This window comes from Streptomyces sp. M41(2017) (assembly GCF_002078175.1).
In the GTDB taxonomy this organism is placed as follows: domain Bacteria; phylum Actinomycetota; class Actinomycetes; order Streptomycetales; family Streptomycetaceae; genus Streptomyces.
This window is the reverse complement of record NZ_MWFK01000003.1, coordinates 106,017-121,778: the sequence shown is the minus strand read 5'-3', so window position 1 is coordinate 121,778 and position 15,762 is coordinate 106,017. Positions and strand designations below refer to the sequence as shown.

The following is a 15,762-nucleotide window of genomic DNA, read 5'->3' as shown; positions in this document are numbered from 1 at the left end:
CAAGGGGGTGTGGTCGGCCTGGTCGGCCCGTGAGCCGGGAGTACGGAAGCGGTGCGGGCCGGTGCCCGCGACCCGTACCGGTTCCGCTGGACAGGGACCGGTGGACCGAAGCGGACCTGGGGCCTGTCCGGTGGCGCGTCCGAGATCTCGTCAGATGCCGGGACCGGACACGTAGGTGAAGCCGTCGGTGAGGGTGACGGCGCCGCCCTCGGTGGTGACGACGACGTCGACGGAACCCACGGCGCCGGGTGGTGCGAGGGCCACCAGCGTGGTGCTGTTCAGCACGGCGAACGACGCGCTGGTGCCGCCGAACGTGACGGCCGTGGTGGATGCCAGTCCTGTCCCGCTGAAGGTCACCGCGGTGCCGCCGGACGCCGACCCCGTGGTGGGGGTGAGCGAGGCCAGAGTCGGCGCGTCGACGTAGGCGTAGCCGAGCGGTGCGGTCGTGCCCCCGGTGGTGGTGACCGTGACGTCGACGGAGCCATCGGAGCTGCCGGCCGGAGCGACCACTGACAGCTGACTGTCCGAGACGACCGTCGGGGTCGCGCTGTTGGAGCCGAAGGACACGGCGGCGGCAGTGGAGAGACCGTAGCCGTTGACGGTGACCGTGTTGCCGCCCGCGGTCGGACCGGAGTCAGGGGCGAGGGACACCGCGATCGGCGGGCTGATGTAGAAGAAGGAGAGGGAGTTGCTCGTCCCCCCTGCGGTGGTCACGTCGACGTCGACGACGCCGCAACCCGCGGGGTCGACCACGGTGATCGAGGTCGGGGTGTTCGCGGTGATCGTGGCCGTCCGGGAGCCGAAGTGGACGGCGGTGGCATTGGCCAGGTTCACGCCGGTGATGGTGACGGTTGTTCCGCCACTGGTGGGGCCTTGGTTGGGACTGATGGGCATGAGGGGTTCCTCCTCACTCGGAAGTCTTCTCCGAGCAGCGACTGGGAGTCCCGATCCACGGGCGTCCCGAACCGGCCCGGCCACCACGTGCGGTGGCTGCCGTACGGGGATGAGCGGAGGCCCGTCCGGACGGGACGGGTTCAGTCCCGGGAGGGCGGCCTGCCTGCGGCGACTCGATGGATCAGCGCCCGTTGTTGCAGACACCTTGATTAACCCATCAGGGTGATTGCACGCCCAGGAGATTGACTGCGTGTCAACCGTTTGGTGGAGCGTGTATGGCATGCGGCGGCGCGTTTCAGGGAGTGCCCGGCCCTGCGGCGGCGACCGCCGCAGCAGGGCCGGGGCCGACCCGACCGCTTCGGACGGCGCGAGCGCTTCGGGCCGGGCACGAGCAAGGAGGGTTCCTCGACGTGCTCGCCGCTCCGCGCCGGTGCGCCGGCACGGGCGGGGTGTGCGGTGTGTGCGGGGCCGGTGACCGGCCCACCCGGGACCGGCGGGCCGATCAGCCACGTCCGATTCGTTCAAGAAGGCGGCCACGCCGGCCTACTACCCTCGCCATCATGAACAGCGCCGACAGAGAATCACGCCATCTCAGTGTCCATGTCGACCGCACGGCCGACGAGGTCTACGCCTACGCGGCGGACCCGGAGAACCTCCCCGCGTGGGCCCTCGGACTGGGGGGCTCCATCAAGAGGATCGATGGGCAGTGGGTCGCGGAATCCTCCCCGATGGGAAGGGTCGTGGTGACCTTCGTGCCCCGCAACGAGCTGGGTGTGATCGACCACCACGTCACGCTTCCCTCCGGGGAGACCGTCTACAACCCGGTCCGCGTGATCGGCGACGGCGAGGGAAGCGAGGTCGTGTTCACTCTTCGCCGGCAGCCGCAGGTGAGTGACGCCGATTTCGAGCGTGACGCCGACATGGTCACGGGCGACCTGAACCGGCTCCGAGAACTGATGGAGTCCGCAGGGTCAGCCGGTGCCGAGTCTCGCAGGGGCAGCTGACGGCGAACCGGGGCGCCTTCGGGATCCTTCTCGGTGGCGACGGCGGACGCGGACAGCAGCGTACCGGCGGCGAGACTGCCCCAGAGAGTGGCCGGCCCGTGCGGTGCGAGAGCGGTGATGACCGCCGGAGACACCGCGAGACCGAAGCCCGTGGAGAGCTGGAAACGCGCGAGGGTACGTCCCAGCAGATGGGCCGGGGCGAGGGCCGTGACGAGCGCCGTGGAACTGCCGGCGTAGATGATCTCCCCCAGCGTGCAGACCACGGACACGGCGGCCACGGCCGGAGCGCCCCAGCCGCCGCCCAGGGCGGTGGCGGCGAGGAAGCCGAGGTAGGACACGGCGAGCACCACGCCGGCGAACGCCAGCACGATCCGCCGGGGGAAGCGGGCCAGCAGGACGGTGACGGGCACCTGCAGGGCGACGACGAGGACGGTGTTCGTCACGAAAAGGACCGCCGACCACACCGGGGATGCCTGCAACTGCGTGACCAGCACCAAGGGAAGCGCGATCTCGGGGACGTTGAGGCAGAAGACGTAGATCACGTTGGCGGCCAGGAGCACGCGCATCCGTGGCGCGGGTGCATCGCCGCTTGCCTCGGCCGGAGCGGCGGCCGGGTGTGCGCGCAGGTGGACCGACCACGCGAGTACCGCGGCCGTGAGATAGGCGAGCCCGGTGCCCACGGCCAGTACCCGCAACGCGTCGGCCCCTCCGGCCAGGCACGCGGTGGCCAGCAGCGCGCCCGCCCCCATACCGGCGTTGCGCAGGGAACGGCCCGCCGCGAGAGCGGTGTCGCGTTCCCTGCCGTCGGTGACCGTGGCCACGAGGGCGGCGTGGGCGGCCGGCCAGGCCTGGTTGCCGATGCCGAGGAAGAGCGCCGCCGTCGAGAACAGCCAGACGTGTCCCGACGGAGTGGCCAGGAGCAGGCCCACGCCCAGGACCCGTACGAGCATCGACGCTGCCACGACCGTGCTGCGCGCACCCCGGTCCAGCCACCGGCCCACCGCGGGCATGCACATCAGACCCACGACGACGCCGCCCGTCATGGCGATGCCGGCCGCCGGTGCGGACAGGCTCAGCACCATCACTCCGTAGAGGAGCAGAAAGGGCCGCAGCAGGCCGGTGCCCAGCGCGTCCACCGCCAGGGCGACGGCGTAGCGGGGGCCTCCGAAGGCGCGGATCAGGCCGCGGGACCGGATGTTCAGGGTGGTTGCCATGGCGTCAACGGTGGGTTCGGGCCCCACAGCCGCCACGTCGGTTGACGGACATCGTCAACCGACGCCGCCCTTGCGTGCCGACTCGGTGATGATGACGGGATGACGCTGAGGATCGACACCGGTGGCCTGCCTCCTGAGCGACTGCGCTTCGCGGCCTCCCCGCTGGCCGAGCTGACCGCGATGCTGCACGTGCTGGCCGAGCCCGAGCACCATCCGCAGCGGGCCGGCTGGGCCGCCGAGGTGTGGGCCGGGCTGCGGCCGGAGCTGGCCGAGCGACTACGGGAGGCGGAGTTCCTCTGGCGTTCCGCACGAGCCGACTTCCTCGTCCCCGCCCGGCCCCGGCAGACGCTTGCCGAGGAGCTGGACGACGTGGACGAGATCGACGACGAGACGTACGTGAGGGCGGCGCTCGTCAGTTCCTGCGGCAGCAACCGGGGTCGCTACGCCACACCGTCGCCACTCACCGACGCCGACGCGCGCGAACGGGTCCTGGACCGGGCCCAGGCCCGCGGCGCGACACAGGAGGCCTTCGCCGAGCGGCTGCTCGACGACCCCGCCGCCGTGCGGGCGCGGGTGCGGCACACCCTCGAACAGTGCGCTGAGGCGTTCTTCGACGCCGCCTGGGCGGACGTCGCCGTGCAACTCGCCAACGACCTGCGTCTGAAGAACGACCTGCTGAAGCGCCAGGGCATCGGACCGGCACTCGCATCGGTCTCCGGCGCCGTCTCCCTGGCACCGGACGACGGCGCCATCGTCGTGGACAAACTCCAGGACGCGGCGACCACGGCCCACGGCGGCGGCGTCACGTTCATCCCCAGTGTCTTCGGCCGCCCGCACCTGGTGGCGGTCTACGCCCGCGGATGGCAGCCGGTCCTGCAGTATCCGGTGGCCGAGCAGACCCCGTCCGAGCCCGTCGCACTGGAGACGGTGACCCTGCGGTTGGAGGCACTCGCCCACCCCGTGCGGCTACGACTCCTGCGCACCCTGGCCCGCGGCCCCCACACCACCGGCGAGCTCGCCGACGCCTGGGACCTGACGTCGCCCGAAGTCTCCCGCCACCTCGCCGTCATGCGCCGCGCGGGACTCCTCACCGCCCGCCGGCACGGCCGCTACGTCCACCACACTCTCAACCTACCCGACCTGACGGCACTGGGTGGCGACCTGCTGGCGGCCGTTCTGCGCTGACGGCGTCGCCGGCCCGGGCGTGCTCCTGGCCACGAGCGGCTGCGTAGGCTGGCTCACGCCCCCGTGTACCGGATCACCGGTGACCGACGAGGAAGACGAAGGATCGATGACGCTGAACGCCGGCCAACGCGTACGACTGGTGGCGGATCTCCGCCTGGCCGGGTCGGTGATCCCCGCCAGCGGGCCCTCGGACGAGCCCGATGCCTTCACCGCCTCACTCGCGCTGGCGGCAGGCATCGAGGGCACCGTCGAGCGAGTGGACGAACACCACCCGGAGCAGAGCCACGAAGCGCGTGAGTACCTGCGTCTCAAGGCCCTCCTCGAAGACTTCGGCCACCAGATGCCGTCGGCGAGCAGGACGCAACTGGATGAGCAGGTCGCGTCCTTGGAAGAGCACTGGGACGCCTACCAACGACAGATGCTCCGTGTCACGGTCCGCGTCCGGCTCGACAACGGATTCGTTCTCGACGACGTCCCGGCGGAGACCTTCGCCTCCGTCTGACCGGGCATCAGGCCGACGCAGAGGCCTGGGAACGCTCACCATGCACACGCTGTCGCTGCCGGCCACGAGACGGGCCGGCAGCAACAGCGTGGAAGGCGGGACCGGTTCCGGACCACGCGCCCCCGGACCACGCCTTCGGAAGACCGGTCAGGCCTTGTGCTGCATGCTTTGACGCGCGGGATTGCCCTGCTCGGAGGCCTTGGGGTCCTTCTCGTCGGCCTTGGCACGCACCCCCTGCTGGATGCGTTCACCGATCGACTTGTCGATGTTCGACCAGTACTCAAACGCGCGCTGCAACACCGGCTCGGTGACGCCGTTGAGCAGGTGGCCCACCACGTTGTCCACGAGCCGGTCCCTCGCCGCGTCGTCCAGGACCTCGCGCACCATGGTGCCGGCCTGGCCCCAGTCGTCGTCCTCGGCATGCGAGACGTACGCGGCGCGTGTGATGTCCCCGTCGGCGTGCCAGCTCGGGGGAGTGCCGAACCGGGCGGTGTCGGCGGCAGGGCCACCCTTCGAGTTCGGCGCGTAGACCGGGTCGCTGGTCTTGCGGTACGCCATCGCCCCGTCCTTGGAGTACGTGTGCACCGGGTTGACGGGAGCGTTGACCGGCAGCTGCTGGTAGTTGGCTCCGATCCGGTAGCGGTGCGCGTCCGCGTACGAGAACAGTCGGGCCAGGAGCATGCGGTCGGGGCTCGGGCCGATGCCCGGGACGAGGTTGTTCGGCTGGAAGGCGGCCTGTTCGATCTCCGCGTGGTTGTCCGTGGGGTTGCGGTCCAGGGTCATCCGCCCGACCTCGATCAGGGGGTAGTCGCCGTGCGGCCACACCTTGGTCAGGTCGAAGGGGTTGAAGCGGTAGTCGACCGCTTCCTCGTACGGCATGACCTGCACGTACAGGGTCCAGCTCGGATACTCGCCGTCGCGAATGTGCTCGAAGAGGTCCCGGGTGTGGTAGTCGGTGTCCGCCGCCGCCATCTGGTCACCCTCGTGCTGGGTGAACGTCTCGATGCCCTGGTCGGTCTTGAAGTGGTACTTCACCCAGAAGCGTTCGCCCTGCGCGTTGATCCACATGTAGGTGTGCGACGTGTAGCCGTTCATGTGCCGCCAGCTGCGCGGGATGCCGCGGTCGCCCATCAGCCAGGTGACCTGGTGGGCGGACTCGGGGGAGAGGGTCCAGAAGTCCCACTGCATGTCGTGATCACGCAGGTTGTTGTCCGCGCGGCGCTTCTGCGACCGGATGAAGTGCTGGAACTTCATCGGGTCCTTCACGAAGAACACGGGGGTGTTGTTGCCCACCATGTCGTAATTGCCCTCGCTGGTGTAGAACTTCACCGCGAAGCCGCGAGGGTCGCGCCAGGTGTCCGGGCTTCCGCGCTCGCCGGCGACGGTGGAGAACCGGGTGACGAGCTCGGTGGTGGTGCCGGGCTGGAAGACCGCCGCCTTGGTGTAGGCGCTCACATCCGCGGTGACTTCGAAACGACCGAACGCGCCGCTGCCCTTGGCGTGCGGCTGACGCTCGGGGATGCGCTCGCGATTGAACTGGGCCATCTGCTCGATGAGGTACGAGTCCTGCAGCAGAATGGGTCCGCCCGGGCCGACGGTGAGCGAGTGTTCGTCGCTCTCCACCGGGATGCCTGCGTCGGTGGTGGTCGGTTTGGGTGTGGTGTCGGTCATTCTCGATCTTCCCCTTCGATGATGCGAGCGGGTACACGGAACACTGACCTCGGCCGTGCATCACGGCCGGGACTGCACGTTCCCGGCCGCAGCCGGGCACCTGCCGCCCCTAATCCGACAGCGAGGCACGAGTAACCCGCGATCGACGTCGTAAAACGCTCATGAACCGGGCTAAAGCGCCACCCCCCAACATCTCCCGTCCCGTCGTGCTCCGCCAGCGACAGCCGGACGCCCCCTGCGGGGCAGGCTCCGTCCGGAAACGCGGGAGCCGGGCCCGGAGGTGGCGCCCGCGGCGATCCGACAGCCCGACCCCGACGGCGCCGTACGAGTGACGCGGGGTGCCGGGCCGTGCCCCCTCCGTGTCGGCATGGGCGCGGATGCCTCAGGCAGGCGTGTGCGAGCCGGCAGATGCCCGGCAGACGCCGAGGCGGGCGGAATGTGGTCTGTGGGGGTGAAGGAACCGGGTAACGTCTTTGTCATGTTCTTCCAGACGGCGATTTACGAGTGAGGGCGTGGGGCCCCCGCTGACGTCCTTCGACGGCGCCGCCCGTCCCCACCGATGAATCCGTAGATCACTTCACCTCATGACCCGGAGAACCCATGACCGTCAGCAAGAACATCAACAACCCCGTGGGTCAGGGCGGTGGCCAGCGCAAGAAGCTGTCCCGCGCCGAGCGACAGAACAACGGGCCGTACCGCAACCTCGACCGCCAGGGTGCCGCAGACCAGAAGGCCGAGCTGGTGCGCAAGATGCGCGAGAAGGCGGCCGCGGCCGAGGGCGCCGGGCAGGCGGACGACGCCACCGCACAGAGCTGACGCACCGCCGCCGCACGGCGGCACCGCACGGGGCAGGGCCCGGACCGCGAAGCGCGCTCCGGGCCCTGCCCCGTCAGACGTTCTCCGACGACGTTCGGAGCCTTGGGTACCGGCTCACATCGGCAGCCGTTCCGGCGCCGAGCACGGCCCGGCCATCGCCCCCCCCCGGCGGCTGCCGGGGGTTTGGGCCTGCTACGCCAGAGCCTCGCCCGCGACGCCCGTGATCGGGAACGACGCTGTCCAGAGGGCCCACCCAAGAGACGGTCTGCGCAGCCTCACATGCGGGATCTCAGCACGTCGACCTCGCAGCCTGCTGTGAACGGGTCGAAGCCGTGCTCGATCAGCCAGCGGACCACCAGCAGGCTTCGCAGCGCCCACCACGCCTGGATCACGGCGAGATCGACGTCGGTGCCGTAGCCGGCGATGACGTCGTCGAGGTGCTCCTCGTGTCCGAGGGTGAAGGTGGCGAGGTCGTACAGGGCGTCGCCCCGGCCCGCCTCGGACCAGTCGATGATGCCGGTCACCTCGTCGTCCTCGACGAAGACGTGCGCGATCTGCAGATCGCCGTGCGTGAACGCCGGAGTCCACGGCCGCAGGGCGGCCTCGGCGACCTGGCGATTGCGGATGACCAGGTCGGCGGGCAGGACACCGTTCGTCACCAGCGCCTCGCACTCCTCGTCGAGCTCCCTCCTCAACTCGTCGAGGCCCCTTCCCGGGCCGGGCCAGGGAGGCAGGGGCGCGTCATGCAGCTTCCGGATGGCGGCGCCCGCCGCGGCCCAGGCCCCCGGCGAACCGGTCGACGGGCCGCCGAGGCGTCCGACCGTCGTTCCCGGGAGTGCGGCCATCGCGAGCACATGCGGCTTGCGCCACAGGACTTCTGGCGTCGGGACCGGCGCCAGGGCCATGGCCGCGACCTCGGCGTCGATGCGCGCCTGATCGGCGTCTACCTTCAGGAACATGTCGCCGACGCGCAGGGTCGCGCGCTCGGAATGGGCGACGACGACTTCGACCTCATCCATGGGCGACCAGTATTCCGGGGAGGACCGCCGGCGTCGTGGGGTTTGTCGCGTGCGACGCCGGGGTCGGTGTCCCGCTGCCCGTCGGACGTCGGCCCGTCTCTCGGGAGTCGGTGGCCGACCCGGGGTCCGCGAAGGATGCCGGACGGGGCCCTGCCGGCACGTTCTTCGTGGCGTTCCGGGGGTAGCGTCCACGACATGGACTCTCGTACCACCGTTGAGCGCGCTCAACGCCTCAAGCAGCTGCACGCCGGGAACAAGCCGCTCGTACTGCCGACCGTCTGGGACGTCTGGTCCGCGCGGACGGCCGCCGGGGCCGGGTTCCACGCGCTGACGATCGGCAGCCATCCGCTCGCCGACTCCCGCGGTGCCGACGACCACGAGGGGCAGACCTTCGAGGAGGTACTCGCCGCCGTCAGGCCGATCGTCGCAGCGGTCGACATCCCCGTGTCCGTGGACCTGGAGGCCGGGTACGGCCAGAAGCCCGCGGATCTCATCGCGGGCCTGACCGAAGTCGGAGGCGTCGGTCTCAATGTCGAGGACACCGTCCACTCGGACGGCGGACGGGTGCGCAGCACGCAGGAGCACGCGAACTACATCGCCGGTCTGCGCGCGGCGGCCGACGACGCCGGGATCCCGGTATGGGTCAACGGGCGTACCGACCTCTTCCTGCACGCGAAGGACCCCTCCGCCGTCCTCGACGAGGCGATCGAGCGACTGCGGGCCCTGGCGCAGGCCGGTGCCGACAGCGTCTATCCGGTGGGGATCCAGGACAACGACGAACTGCTGACCGCGGTGACCGGCGCCGTGGCCGTTCCCGTGAACTCCACGGCTCATCCCGTCAAGCACGACCTCGAGCGCTTCCGCCGCCTCGGCGTCGGCCGGATCACCTACGGCCCGCTGCTGCAATTCGCGCTGACGGACGCGATGAAGGACATGCTCGGTCCCTGGACGCCCTAGGGACGGACGGAAACGTCGGAAGGGCCGGGTCCCGCGACGCTCGTCGCGGGACCCGGCCCTTCCGACAGCGACGGATCCTCGCCCGGTCTTGGGCCGCGTTCCGTTCCTGGCGCCGGCCCCGGTGACCTGCCGTCAGTCGAAAAGCGCAACGAGCCCGTTCACCCAGATCGCCAGGAACCCGAGGACTGCCACCACACAGCCGACACCCGCCAGCACGCCCCCTGGCGTCAACGGCCCGGAGGGCGGCTCGTGTTCATCCTTGAGGCCGTCCTGGTAGGAGGCGGGACGGGTCCAGTCGACGGGACGCCCCAGCTTCTCGGCGCAGGCGCCGCGCACCGCGGCCAGCTGGGCCTCCGCGAAGGGGTTGCCTGCCTCCGTCTCGGGGGCGTGCCAGGCCAGCGCCCTCATCCGCCGCCCGGGAGACCGGTACCGGGCCTCGAAGGCGGCGGTCTCGTCGAGGTTCCGGTCCTCTTCGAGGTACATCCAGCGCCCGGCCTCGGCGGCGTCGCCGTACAGCCGGTACACCTCGGCCAGACGACGGCGGAGCGTCAGGTCGTGCGGGAAGGACGAGATGAGACCGCGCAGGCGCTGGCGCGCGACGGGGATCCGCCCGGCGACCAGGTCCGCGTCGATACGGGCGAGGGTCTCTGTCAAGGACATGAACGGATGATCGATTACGGAACTGACCTGTGTCGACCCGGTTTTGTCGAGCGGTCCGCCTGCGCATGGGGGAGGCCTGACATTCACGGTCCCGCCCGTGCACGCCGGAGGGCCTGACATCCACGGTTCCGCCCGTGCACGCCGGAGGGCCTGACATCCACGGTTCCGCCCGTGCACGACGGCAGCTCCGATGCCGGCGGTCCCCCCGAAGCGCCCCCGGATAGACTCGTCCGCATGGTTCGATCATCCCGAGGTGAGGCGAGCCCCGGGATGTGGCGCCGCGAGGCGGGAACCGTGGTGCTTCGGGCGGCCGCGCTGCCGGAGCGGACCGTGGAACCCTTCGTCATCAACGCCGGGCTCCACATCCCCCGCGTTCCCACGGAGTGGTCACCGCACTCGCATCCTCAGCACGAGCTGGTGTGGGTGCGGGGCGGGACGCTCACGTCACGGGTGCAGGACCGTGTCTTCACCGTGTCCGAGGGACATGGGCTGTGGATGCCCGCCGGTGTGGTGCACGGAGGTCGGGCCACGGCCGGCGCCGAGTTCCACGACGCCTTCTTCGCCCCCGACCGCACGCCGATCGCCTTCGAGGAACCGAAGGCGATCGCGATGACTCCTCTGCTGGAGTCGCTGCTGACGCATTTGTCCCGCACGGATCTCGACGCGGCGGCGAGGACCCGGGCCGAGGCAGTCGTGTTTGACGTGCTCGTGCCGTCGGAGCGCCAGTTCGCCCTGCAGCTTCCCGGCGACTCCCGGATCGACGCGATCGCCGAGGCCCTGCTGGACGATCCCGCCGACGGCCGGTCGCTGGAGGAGTGGGCGCGGCTGCTGGGAGTCAGCGACCGCACGGTCACCCGGGCGTTTCGTCGCGCGACCGGACTCTCCTTCGCGCAGTGGCGGCAGGTCCTGCGGGTGCACCGGGCCTTGACGTTGCTGTCCGAGGGGTTCGACGTGATGACCATCTCGGAGACGCTCGGCTACGCGCAGCCCAGTTCCTTCATCGCCGCGTTCCGGCGGGTCATGGGGACGACCCCGGGTGCGTACTTCAGCACGGCCGACGACGCCCGCGGAGGTGTCCGGATTCCCGTATCGAGGGTCCCGAACTCCGGATTGTCGGCGTAGCGAGCGGAATATAGCCTTCTCGGAGTTAGGTGACCCTTAGTTGGTGCTCGCCGTGAACGGTGGTTTCCGTATGCGGAGGAGTCTGCGGCCCGGCCGGTGACGGCGGGACGGGGGGTGCCGAGATCGTTGCCCCTCCGAACGTCCGGATCCGTCCATGCTCACAAGCTCCCCCCGGCCCGTCGACCGCCCCGCGGCCGGCCCCGTCACGCCGGTGGCCGCCCTGAACGGGCACGACCTGGTGCTGAGGTACGGCGCCAAGCCCGTGGTCCACGGTGTGTCCCTCGCCCTCGAACCCGGTCGCGCCACCGCACTGGTGGGGCCGAACGGCAGCGGGAAGTCCACGCTGCTGCGCTCGCTCGCCCGACTGCACCGGATCGACGACGGACGGGTGACCCTGGGCGCCGCCGACGGGACGTCCGAACGTGACGCAGCCCTGCTCAGTTCCCGGCAGTTCGCCCGCGAGGTCACGCTCTTCTCCCAGTCGAGGCCCGCGCCCCAGGGACTGACGGTGGCCGAGGTCGTGGCGTTCGGACGTCACCCCTACCGGCGGGGCTTCGGCGGACCGAGCGCCGAGGACCGCAGCGCCGTCGACCGTGCCATGGGTGTCACCGGGGTGCGGGACATGGCCGGCCGGCTCGTCGGGGAACTCTCGGGCGGGGAGATGCAGCGTGTCTGGCTCGCGGCCTGCCTGGCCCAGGACACCGGCGTCGTACTGCTGGACGAGCCGACCAACCACCTCGACCTGCGCTACCAGATCGAGACGCTCGACCTGGTGCGCGATCTCGTCGAGGAGCACGGCATCGCCGTCGGGATCGTGCTACACGACCTCGACCAGGCGTCCCGTGTCGCGGACACCCTCATCCTCATGAGCTCCGGCCGCGTGCACGCGGCCGGAGAACCCGTCGACGTCCTCACCGCCGAGAACATCGGCGAGGTCTACGACATCCACGTCGAAGTCGCCGTCGATCCTCGCACGGGCCGCCTTCGCATCGACCCCATCGGGCGGTACCCCGCCTGAACCGGCCGCGTCCGGAACTCCCCGCACGCGTCCGGCCGCCGGCACCCCGCCTGAAGTGTCTCGCTGAATCCTCCCGCCCACCTGGCCGCCCTCGCGGCCGACGCGGGCAGGTCCCTCATGCCCTCTTCCCGTACCGAACAACGCGTGGCGGACCCCCGCCCCGCCCGTCATCGCTCCGATGAACCCCCTGGCGACGCCCGGTCGCAACGGCGCGTCCGCCGCTGTCACCCGTCGCAACGAACAGCGCATCGCACGAAGAACGCACAGCGCTCGCAAGAAAGAGGAACCTCAATGAACCGTGCCCGTCTCCTGGCGGCTTCAGCCTCCGCAGGTCTCGTAGCCCTCGCCGCGACGGCCTGCGGAACCACCGACGTCGACAAGGCCGCGCCCGCCAACCGTGCGAGCGCTTCGCCTGCCTCGAAGAGCTGCGCCGACGACACCACGACCACCGCGACGGGGCCGGTCTCCTTCAAGGACGGCGTCGGCCGGCAGGTGAAGCTCGACCACCCCGCCCAGCGGATCGCGGTCCTCGAATGGCAGCAGGTGGAGGACGCCCTGACCCTCTGCGTCACCCCCACCGCGGTCTCCGACGCCAAGGGGTACAGCACCTGGGTCAGCGCGGAGAAGCTGCCCTCAGGCGTGACCGACATCGGTACCCGTGAGGAGCCCGACCTCGACACGCTCTACGCCGCCAAGCCCGACCTCATCGTGGTGGAGGCGTTCGACGCCGACGACGAGACCATCGCGAAGCTGGAGAAGCGGGGTGTCCCCGTGATGGCGACCCGAGGCGCGAACCCGGACGACCCGATCGGCAACATGCGGGACGTGTTCAGCATGATCGGCAAGGCCACCGGTCGCACCGAGCGGGCCGACCAGGTGCTCAAGGAGTTCGACCAGCACCTGGCGAAGGCCAAGCAGCAGGTCGTCGACGCCGACCTGCCGACGAACGACTTCCTCTTCTTCGACGGATGGCTCGAGGGCGGCAACCTCACCATCCGCCCCTACAGCGACGGCGCCCTGTTCACCGAGATAGGCAAGGAACTCGGCATGAAGCCCGCGTGGACCAACGACGTCAACAAGGCGCACGGCGACGGAGGCGTCGACCCCGCCTACGGCCTCGCACAGACCGACGTCGAGGGACTCGCCGCGGTGGGTGACGCCAACATCTTCTACGCCAACGACGAGGGAGCCGGCGGATACGTCGCCGCGCTGGCCAAGAACCCGATCTGGAAGACCCTTCCGGCCGTCAAGGAGGGCCGCGCGCACGCGTTCCCGGCGCGTGTCTGGGGCGCCGGCGGTCCCCGCTCCTGCGAGCAGGCGATCGACGCCTACGTCGACGTCCTCGACAAGAAGTGAGCACATCGCAGACGGTGAGCGCTCCCCCCGGGTCACCGGCCGGGGGAGGAGCGGCGCCGCGTGACGACCGCGGCGGCGGCCCCGCCGGGGCGGCCGTCCTCGGACTGCTTCTCCTCGTGACCACCCTCGTGGGCCTGTGGCACCTGACGCAGGGGACGTCGGGTGTCGGTGTCGCGGACCTGCTGCGCCACCTCGCCGGTGAACGCGAGAAGGCCGGTGGGCCGCCGGTCGCCGAGATCATCTCCGGCTCGCGTGTCCCGCGTCTGCTCGCCGGGGTGGCCGTGGGCTTCGCCCTCGGCTGCGCCGGCACGCTGCTCCAGTCCGTCACCCACAACGCACTCGCCTCACCCGACACCCTCGCGGTCACAGCCGGGTCCTACTTCACGCTCACCCTCATCGCGGCCTTCGGCCTCGCGGTCCCGCTGTGGGCGTCCGGAGCCGTCGCCTTCGCGGGCGGCCTGGTCGCCGCGGCGCTCGTGCTGCTGCTCGCGGGACGCGCCGCGGGCACCGCGGGCACCCGTCTCATCCTCGCCGGATCCGCCATGGCGATGGCCCTGGACGCTGCGTCCGGGATGCTCCTGATCCTGTTCGACCAGAACACGACCGGCCTCTTCGCGTGGGGGAGCGGTTCGCTCGCCCAGCTCAACATCGACGCGTCGATGCGCGCCCTGCCGCTCGTGGCGGTGATCTCGTGCGTCGCCCTGGCCCTGTCCCGACGGCTGGACGTGATGAACCTCGGCGACGACACCGCGTCCACCCTCGGCGTGCCGATCCGCACCACCCGCGTGACCGCCGTGCTCTGCGCGGTGCTCCTCACCAGCACCGCGGTGACACTCGCCGGCCCGATCTCCTTCGTCGGCCTCGGCGCCCCCGTCCTGGCCCGCCTGATCGCCGCACGGGTGGGGGCACTGCGCCGGCACCTCTACCTGGTGCCCGCGGCCGGGCTGCTCGGAGCACTGCTCATCCTCCTCGCGGACGCCACTCTGCGCGCGGTCCAGGGCGCCGACGGGGCCGCCTCCATCCCCACCGGCGTGCCGACCGGACTGCTCGGCTCCGTCGTGATCGTGGTCCTCGCGCTGCGACTGCGGGACACCGGCCGGCTCCAGCACCCTCCCCACGCGAAGGTCGCCGCACGGTCCCGACGCGCCTTCCTCCTCGTGGTGTTCGGCACGCTGGTCCTCCTTGCCGGCGCGATCCTCGTGGCGACCCTGGCAGGAAGCCTCTGGCTGCGGACGGGCGACATCGCGCTCTGGGTACGAGGCGCCGCCCCCGCCCTGATCGGTCAGGCTCTCGACGACCGGGTCCCGCGCGTGGCAGCGGCGGTCCTCGCCGGCGCGGCACTCGGACTGGCCGGATGCGTCGTACAGGGCGCCGTACGCAACCCGCTGGCAGAGCCGGGCATTCTGGGCATCACGGCGGGCGCCGGGCTGGGCGCTGCGGGCGTCGTCACCTCCGACCTGTCGGGGGGACGGACGGTGCTCATCGCCGTCGCGGTCCTGGCCGGCCTGGCCACGTTCACCGTGATCGCCCTGCTGGCCTGGCGCGGCGGCTTCCTGCCCGACCGGTTCGTACTCATCGGCATCGGCTGCGGGTACGGCCTCAGCTCCATCACCACCTTCCTGCTGCTGCGCGCCGACCCGTACAACACGCCCCGGATCTTCACCTGGCTCTCCGGTACGACCTACGGCCGCACGCTGCCCGACGTCCTGCCGGTCGCGGTGGCCCTGACGATCGCGCTGCCCGTGCTGCTCATGATGCGCAGCCGACTCGATCTGCTCGCCGTCGACGAGGACACCCCGCGCATCGTCGGGGTCGGCGTGGAACGCACACGGCTCGGCGCACTCGCTGTCGCCGCGGTGCTCGCGGCGCTCAGTGTGGTCGCCGTCGGGGTCGTCGGCTTCGTCGGGCTCGTCGCCCCGCACCTCGCCCGGTCGCTGGTGGGCGCCCGGCACGGCCGGTCGATCCCGGTCGCGATGCTGCTCGGCGCACTGCTGGTGTGTGTGGCCGACGCCCTCGGCCGCACCGTCGTCGCACCCGCCCAGGTGCCCGCAGGGCTCATGATCGCGCTGGTCGGCGGGCCGTACTTCATCTGGGTGCTCCGCAAGTCCCGCGCGTGACGCCCGTGGTGGCGTGGACATCAGGCGCACTGCCCGGCGGCGATGCGCGTACGGACCGCGCCGGCGTGTCCGGGCGGCCGGCCGCCGACCGGCTCCCGGACATGGTCCAGCGGCGCGAACCGGCTTCCGCCGTCCACCGTGGGTTGCCGGTTGCCGGTTGCCGGTGGTCGGCCGGCCCCTTCGCCGCACGCCCGGGAGTCGTCCCGGCTCCGGTCCTCTCCCCAACG

The 15,762-nt window shown here is 71.0% G+C and carries 13 protein-coding genes and 1 pseudogene; 9 read left to right on the top strand and 5 right to left on the bottom strand.

Features of this window, described 5'->3' with window-relative positions; translation table 11 throughout:
* Positions 1-150 precede the first annotated feature (150 nt).
* On the bottom strand, positions 151-894 hold the full coding sequence (locus B0675_RS37160; protein WP_081224186.1) for an IPT/TIG domain-containing protein: 744 nt from the start codon (positions 892-894) through the stop codon (positions 151-153).
* A 560-nt stretch (positions 895-1,454) separates the two neighbouring features.
* On the opposite strand from B0675_RS37160, the gene B0675_RS42325 reads away from it, so the two are divergent.
* On the top strand, positions 1,455-1,898 hold the full coding sequence (locus tag B0675_RS42325) for an SRPBCC family protein (protein ID WP_241540140.1): 444 nt from the start codon (positions 1,455-1,457) through the stop codon (positions 1,896-1,898).
* 23 nt (positions 1,899-1,921) lie between these two features.
* Here B0675_RS42325 and B0675_RS37155 read toward each other — a convergent pair.
* Positions 1,922-3,112 (bottom strand): annotated as a pseudogene (locus B0675_RS37155) (MFS transporter); the annotation flags it as partial.
* Positions 3,113-3,211: 99 nt separating this feature from the next.
* Between B0675_RS37155 and B0675_RS37150 the strand changes: the two are divergent.
* A complete protein-coding gene (locus tag B0675_RS37150) occupies positions 3,212-4,297 on the top strand; it encodes a DUF5937 family protein (protein WP_081224184.1) in 1,086 nt (361 codons plus the stop codon).
* Between the two features lie 79 nt (positions 4,298-4,376).
* Positions 4,377-4,799 carry a hypothetical protein gene (locus tag B0675_RS37145; RefSeq protein WP_241540138.1) on the top strand — a complete coding sequence of 141 codons (423 nt, stop codon included), beginning with the start codon at positions 4,377-4,379 and terminating at the stop codon, positions 4,797-4,799.
* A gap of 147 nt (positions 4,800-4,946) precedes the next feature.
* Here the strand turns inward: B0675_RS37145 and B0675_RS37140 are convergent, their stop codons facing one another.
* Entirely contained in the window at positions 4,947-6,470 is a 1,524-nt protein-coding gene (locus B0675_RS37140) for a catalase (RefSeq protein ID WP_081224183.1), read from the bottom strand.
* A gap of 600 nt (positions 6,471-7,070) precedes the next feature.
* Here B0675_RS37140 and B0675_RS37135 point away from each other — a divergent pair.
* A complete protein-coding gene (locus tag B0675_RS37135; RefSeq protein WP_081224182.1) occupies positions 7,071-7,286 on the top strand; it encodes a DUF6243 family protein in 216 nt (71 codons plus the stop codon).
* 275 nt (positions 7,287-7,561) lie between these two features.
* On the opposite strand, the gene B0675_RS37130 is transcribed toward B0675_RS37135, so the two are convergent.
* On the bottom strand, positions 7,562-8,305 hold the full coding sequence (locus B0675_RS37130) for an aminoglycoside phosphotransferase family protein (RefSeq protein WP_081224181.1): 744 nt from the start codon (positions 8,303-8,305) through the stop codon (positions 7,562-7,564).
* 195 nt (positions 8,306-8,500) lie between these two features.
* Between B0675_RS37130 and B0675_RS37125 the strand changes: the two genes are divergently transcribed.
* The gene (locus tag B0675_RS37125) at positions 8,501-9,262 is read left to right on the top strand and encodes an isocitrate lyase/phosphoenolpyruvate mutase family protein (RefSeq protein ID WP_081224180.1); all 762 of its coding nucleotides are present in this window, start codon (positions 8,501-8,503) and stop codon (positions 9,260-9,262) included.
* A 132-nt stretch (positions 9,263-9,394) separates the two neighbouring features.
* On the opposite strand, the gene B0675_RS37120 is transcribed toward B0675_RS37125, so the two are convergent.
* On the bottom strand, positions 9,395-9,922 hold the full coding sequence (locus B0675_RS37120) for a DUF6584 family protein (RefSeq protein WP_081224179.1): 528 nt from the start codon (positions 9,920-9,922) through the stop codon (positions 9,395-9,397).
* Between the two features lie 270 nt (positions 9,923-10,192).
* Between B0675_RS37120 and B0675_RS37115 the strand changes: the two genes are divergently transcribed.
* The 4 genes from B0675_RS37115 (at position 10,193) to B0675_RS37100 (ending at position 15,535) form a co-directional block, all read left to right on the top strand.
* Positions 10,193-11,044 (top strand): AraC family transcriptional regulator, encoded by an 852-nt coding sequence (locus B0675_RS37115; protein WP_179165564.1) that lies wholly within the window; start codon positions 10,193-10,195, stop codon positions 11,042-11,044.
* 154 nt (positions 11,045-11,198) lie between these two features.
* Positions 11,199-12,062 (top strand): ABC transporter ATP-binding protein, encoded by an 864-nt coding sequence (locus B0675_RS37110; RefSeq protein WP_081224177.1) that lies wholly within the window; start codon positions 11,199-11,201, stop codon positions 12,060-12,062.
* 291 nt (positions 12,063-12,353) lie between these two features.
* Entirely contained in the window at positions 12,354-13,418 is a 1,065-nt protein-coding gene (locus B0675_RS37105) for an iron-siderophore ABC transporter substrate-binding protein (protein WP_081224176.1), read from the top strand.
* Between the two features lie 14 nt (positions 13,419-13,432).
* Positions 13,433-15,535: an iron ABC transporter permease gene (locus B0675_RS37100; RefSeq protein WP_081224175.1), complete on the top strand. Its 2,103-nt coding sequence runs from the start codon at positions 13,433-13,435 to the stop codon at positions 15,533-15,535.
* The last annotated feature ends 227 nt before the right edge of the window (positions 15,536-15,762 follow it).

Bases quoted from the DNA above. Each gene is read 5' to 3' on its own strand.
- B0675_RS42325 (WP_241540140.1), top strand. From the start codon at position 1,455: ATGAACAGCGCCGACAGAGAATCACGCCATCTCAGTGTCCATGTCGAC.
- B0675_RS37105 (WP_081224176.1), top strand. From the start codon at position 12,354: ATGAACCGTGCCCGTCTCCTGGCGGCTTCAGCCTCCGCAGGTCTCGTA.
- B0675_RS37135 (WP_081224182.1), top strand. From the start codon at position 7,071: ATGACCGTCAGCAAGAACATCAACAACCCCGTGGGTCAGGGCGGTGGC.
- B0675_RS37110 (WP_081224177.1), top strand. From the start codon at position 11,199: ATGCTCACAAGCTCCCCCCGGCCCGTCGACCGCCCCGCGGCCGGCCCC.
- B0675_RS37125 (WP_081224180.1), top strand. From the start codon at position 8,501: ATGGACTCTCGTACCACCGTTGAGCGCGCTCAACGCCTCAAGCAGCTG.
- B0675_RS37140 (WP_081224183.1), bottom strand. From the start codon at position 6,470: ATGACCGACACCACACCCAAACCGACCACCACCGACGCAGGCATCCCG.
- B0675_RS37150 (WP_081224184.1), top strand. From the start codon at position 3,212: ATGACGCTGAGGATCGACACCGGTGGCCTGCCTCCTGAGCGACTGCGC.
- B0675_RS37120 (WP_081224179.1), bottom strand. From the start codon at position 9,922: ATGTCCTTGACAGAGACCCTCGCCCGTATCGACGCGGACCTGGTCGCC.
- B0675_RS37115 (WP_179165564.1), top strand. From the start codon at position 10,193: ATGTGGCGCCGCGAGGCGGGAACCGTGGTGCTTCGGGCGGCCGCGCTG.
- B0675_RS37160 (WP_081224186.1), bottom strand. From the start codon at position 894: ATGCCCATCAGTCCCAACCAAGGCCCCACCAGTGGCGGAACAACCGTC.
- B0675_RS37130 (WP_081224181.1), bottom strand. From the start codon at position 8,305: ATGGATGAGGTCGAAGTCGTCGTCGCCCATTCCGAGCGCGCGACCCTG.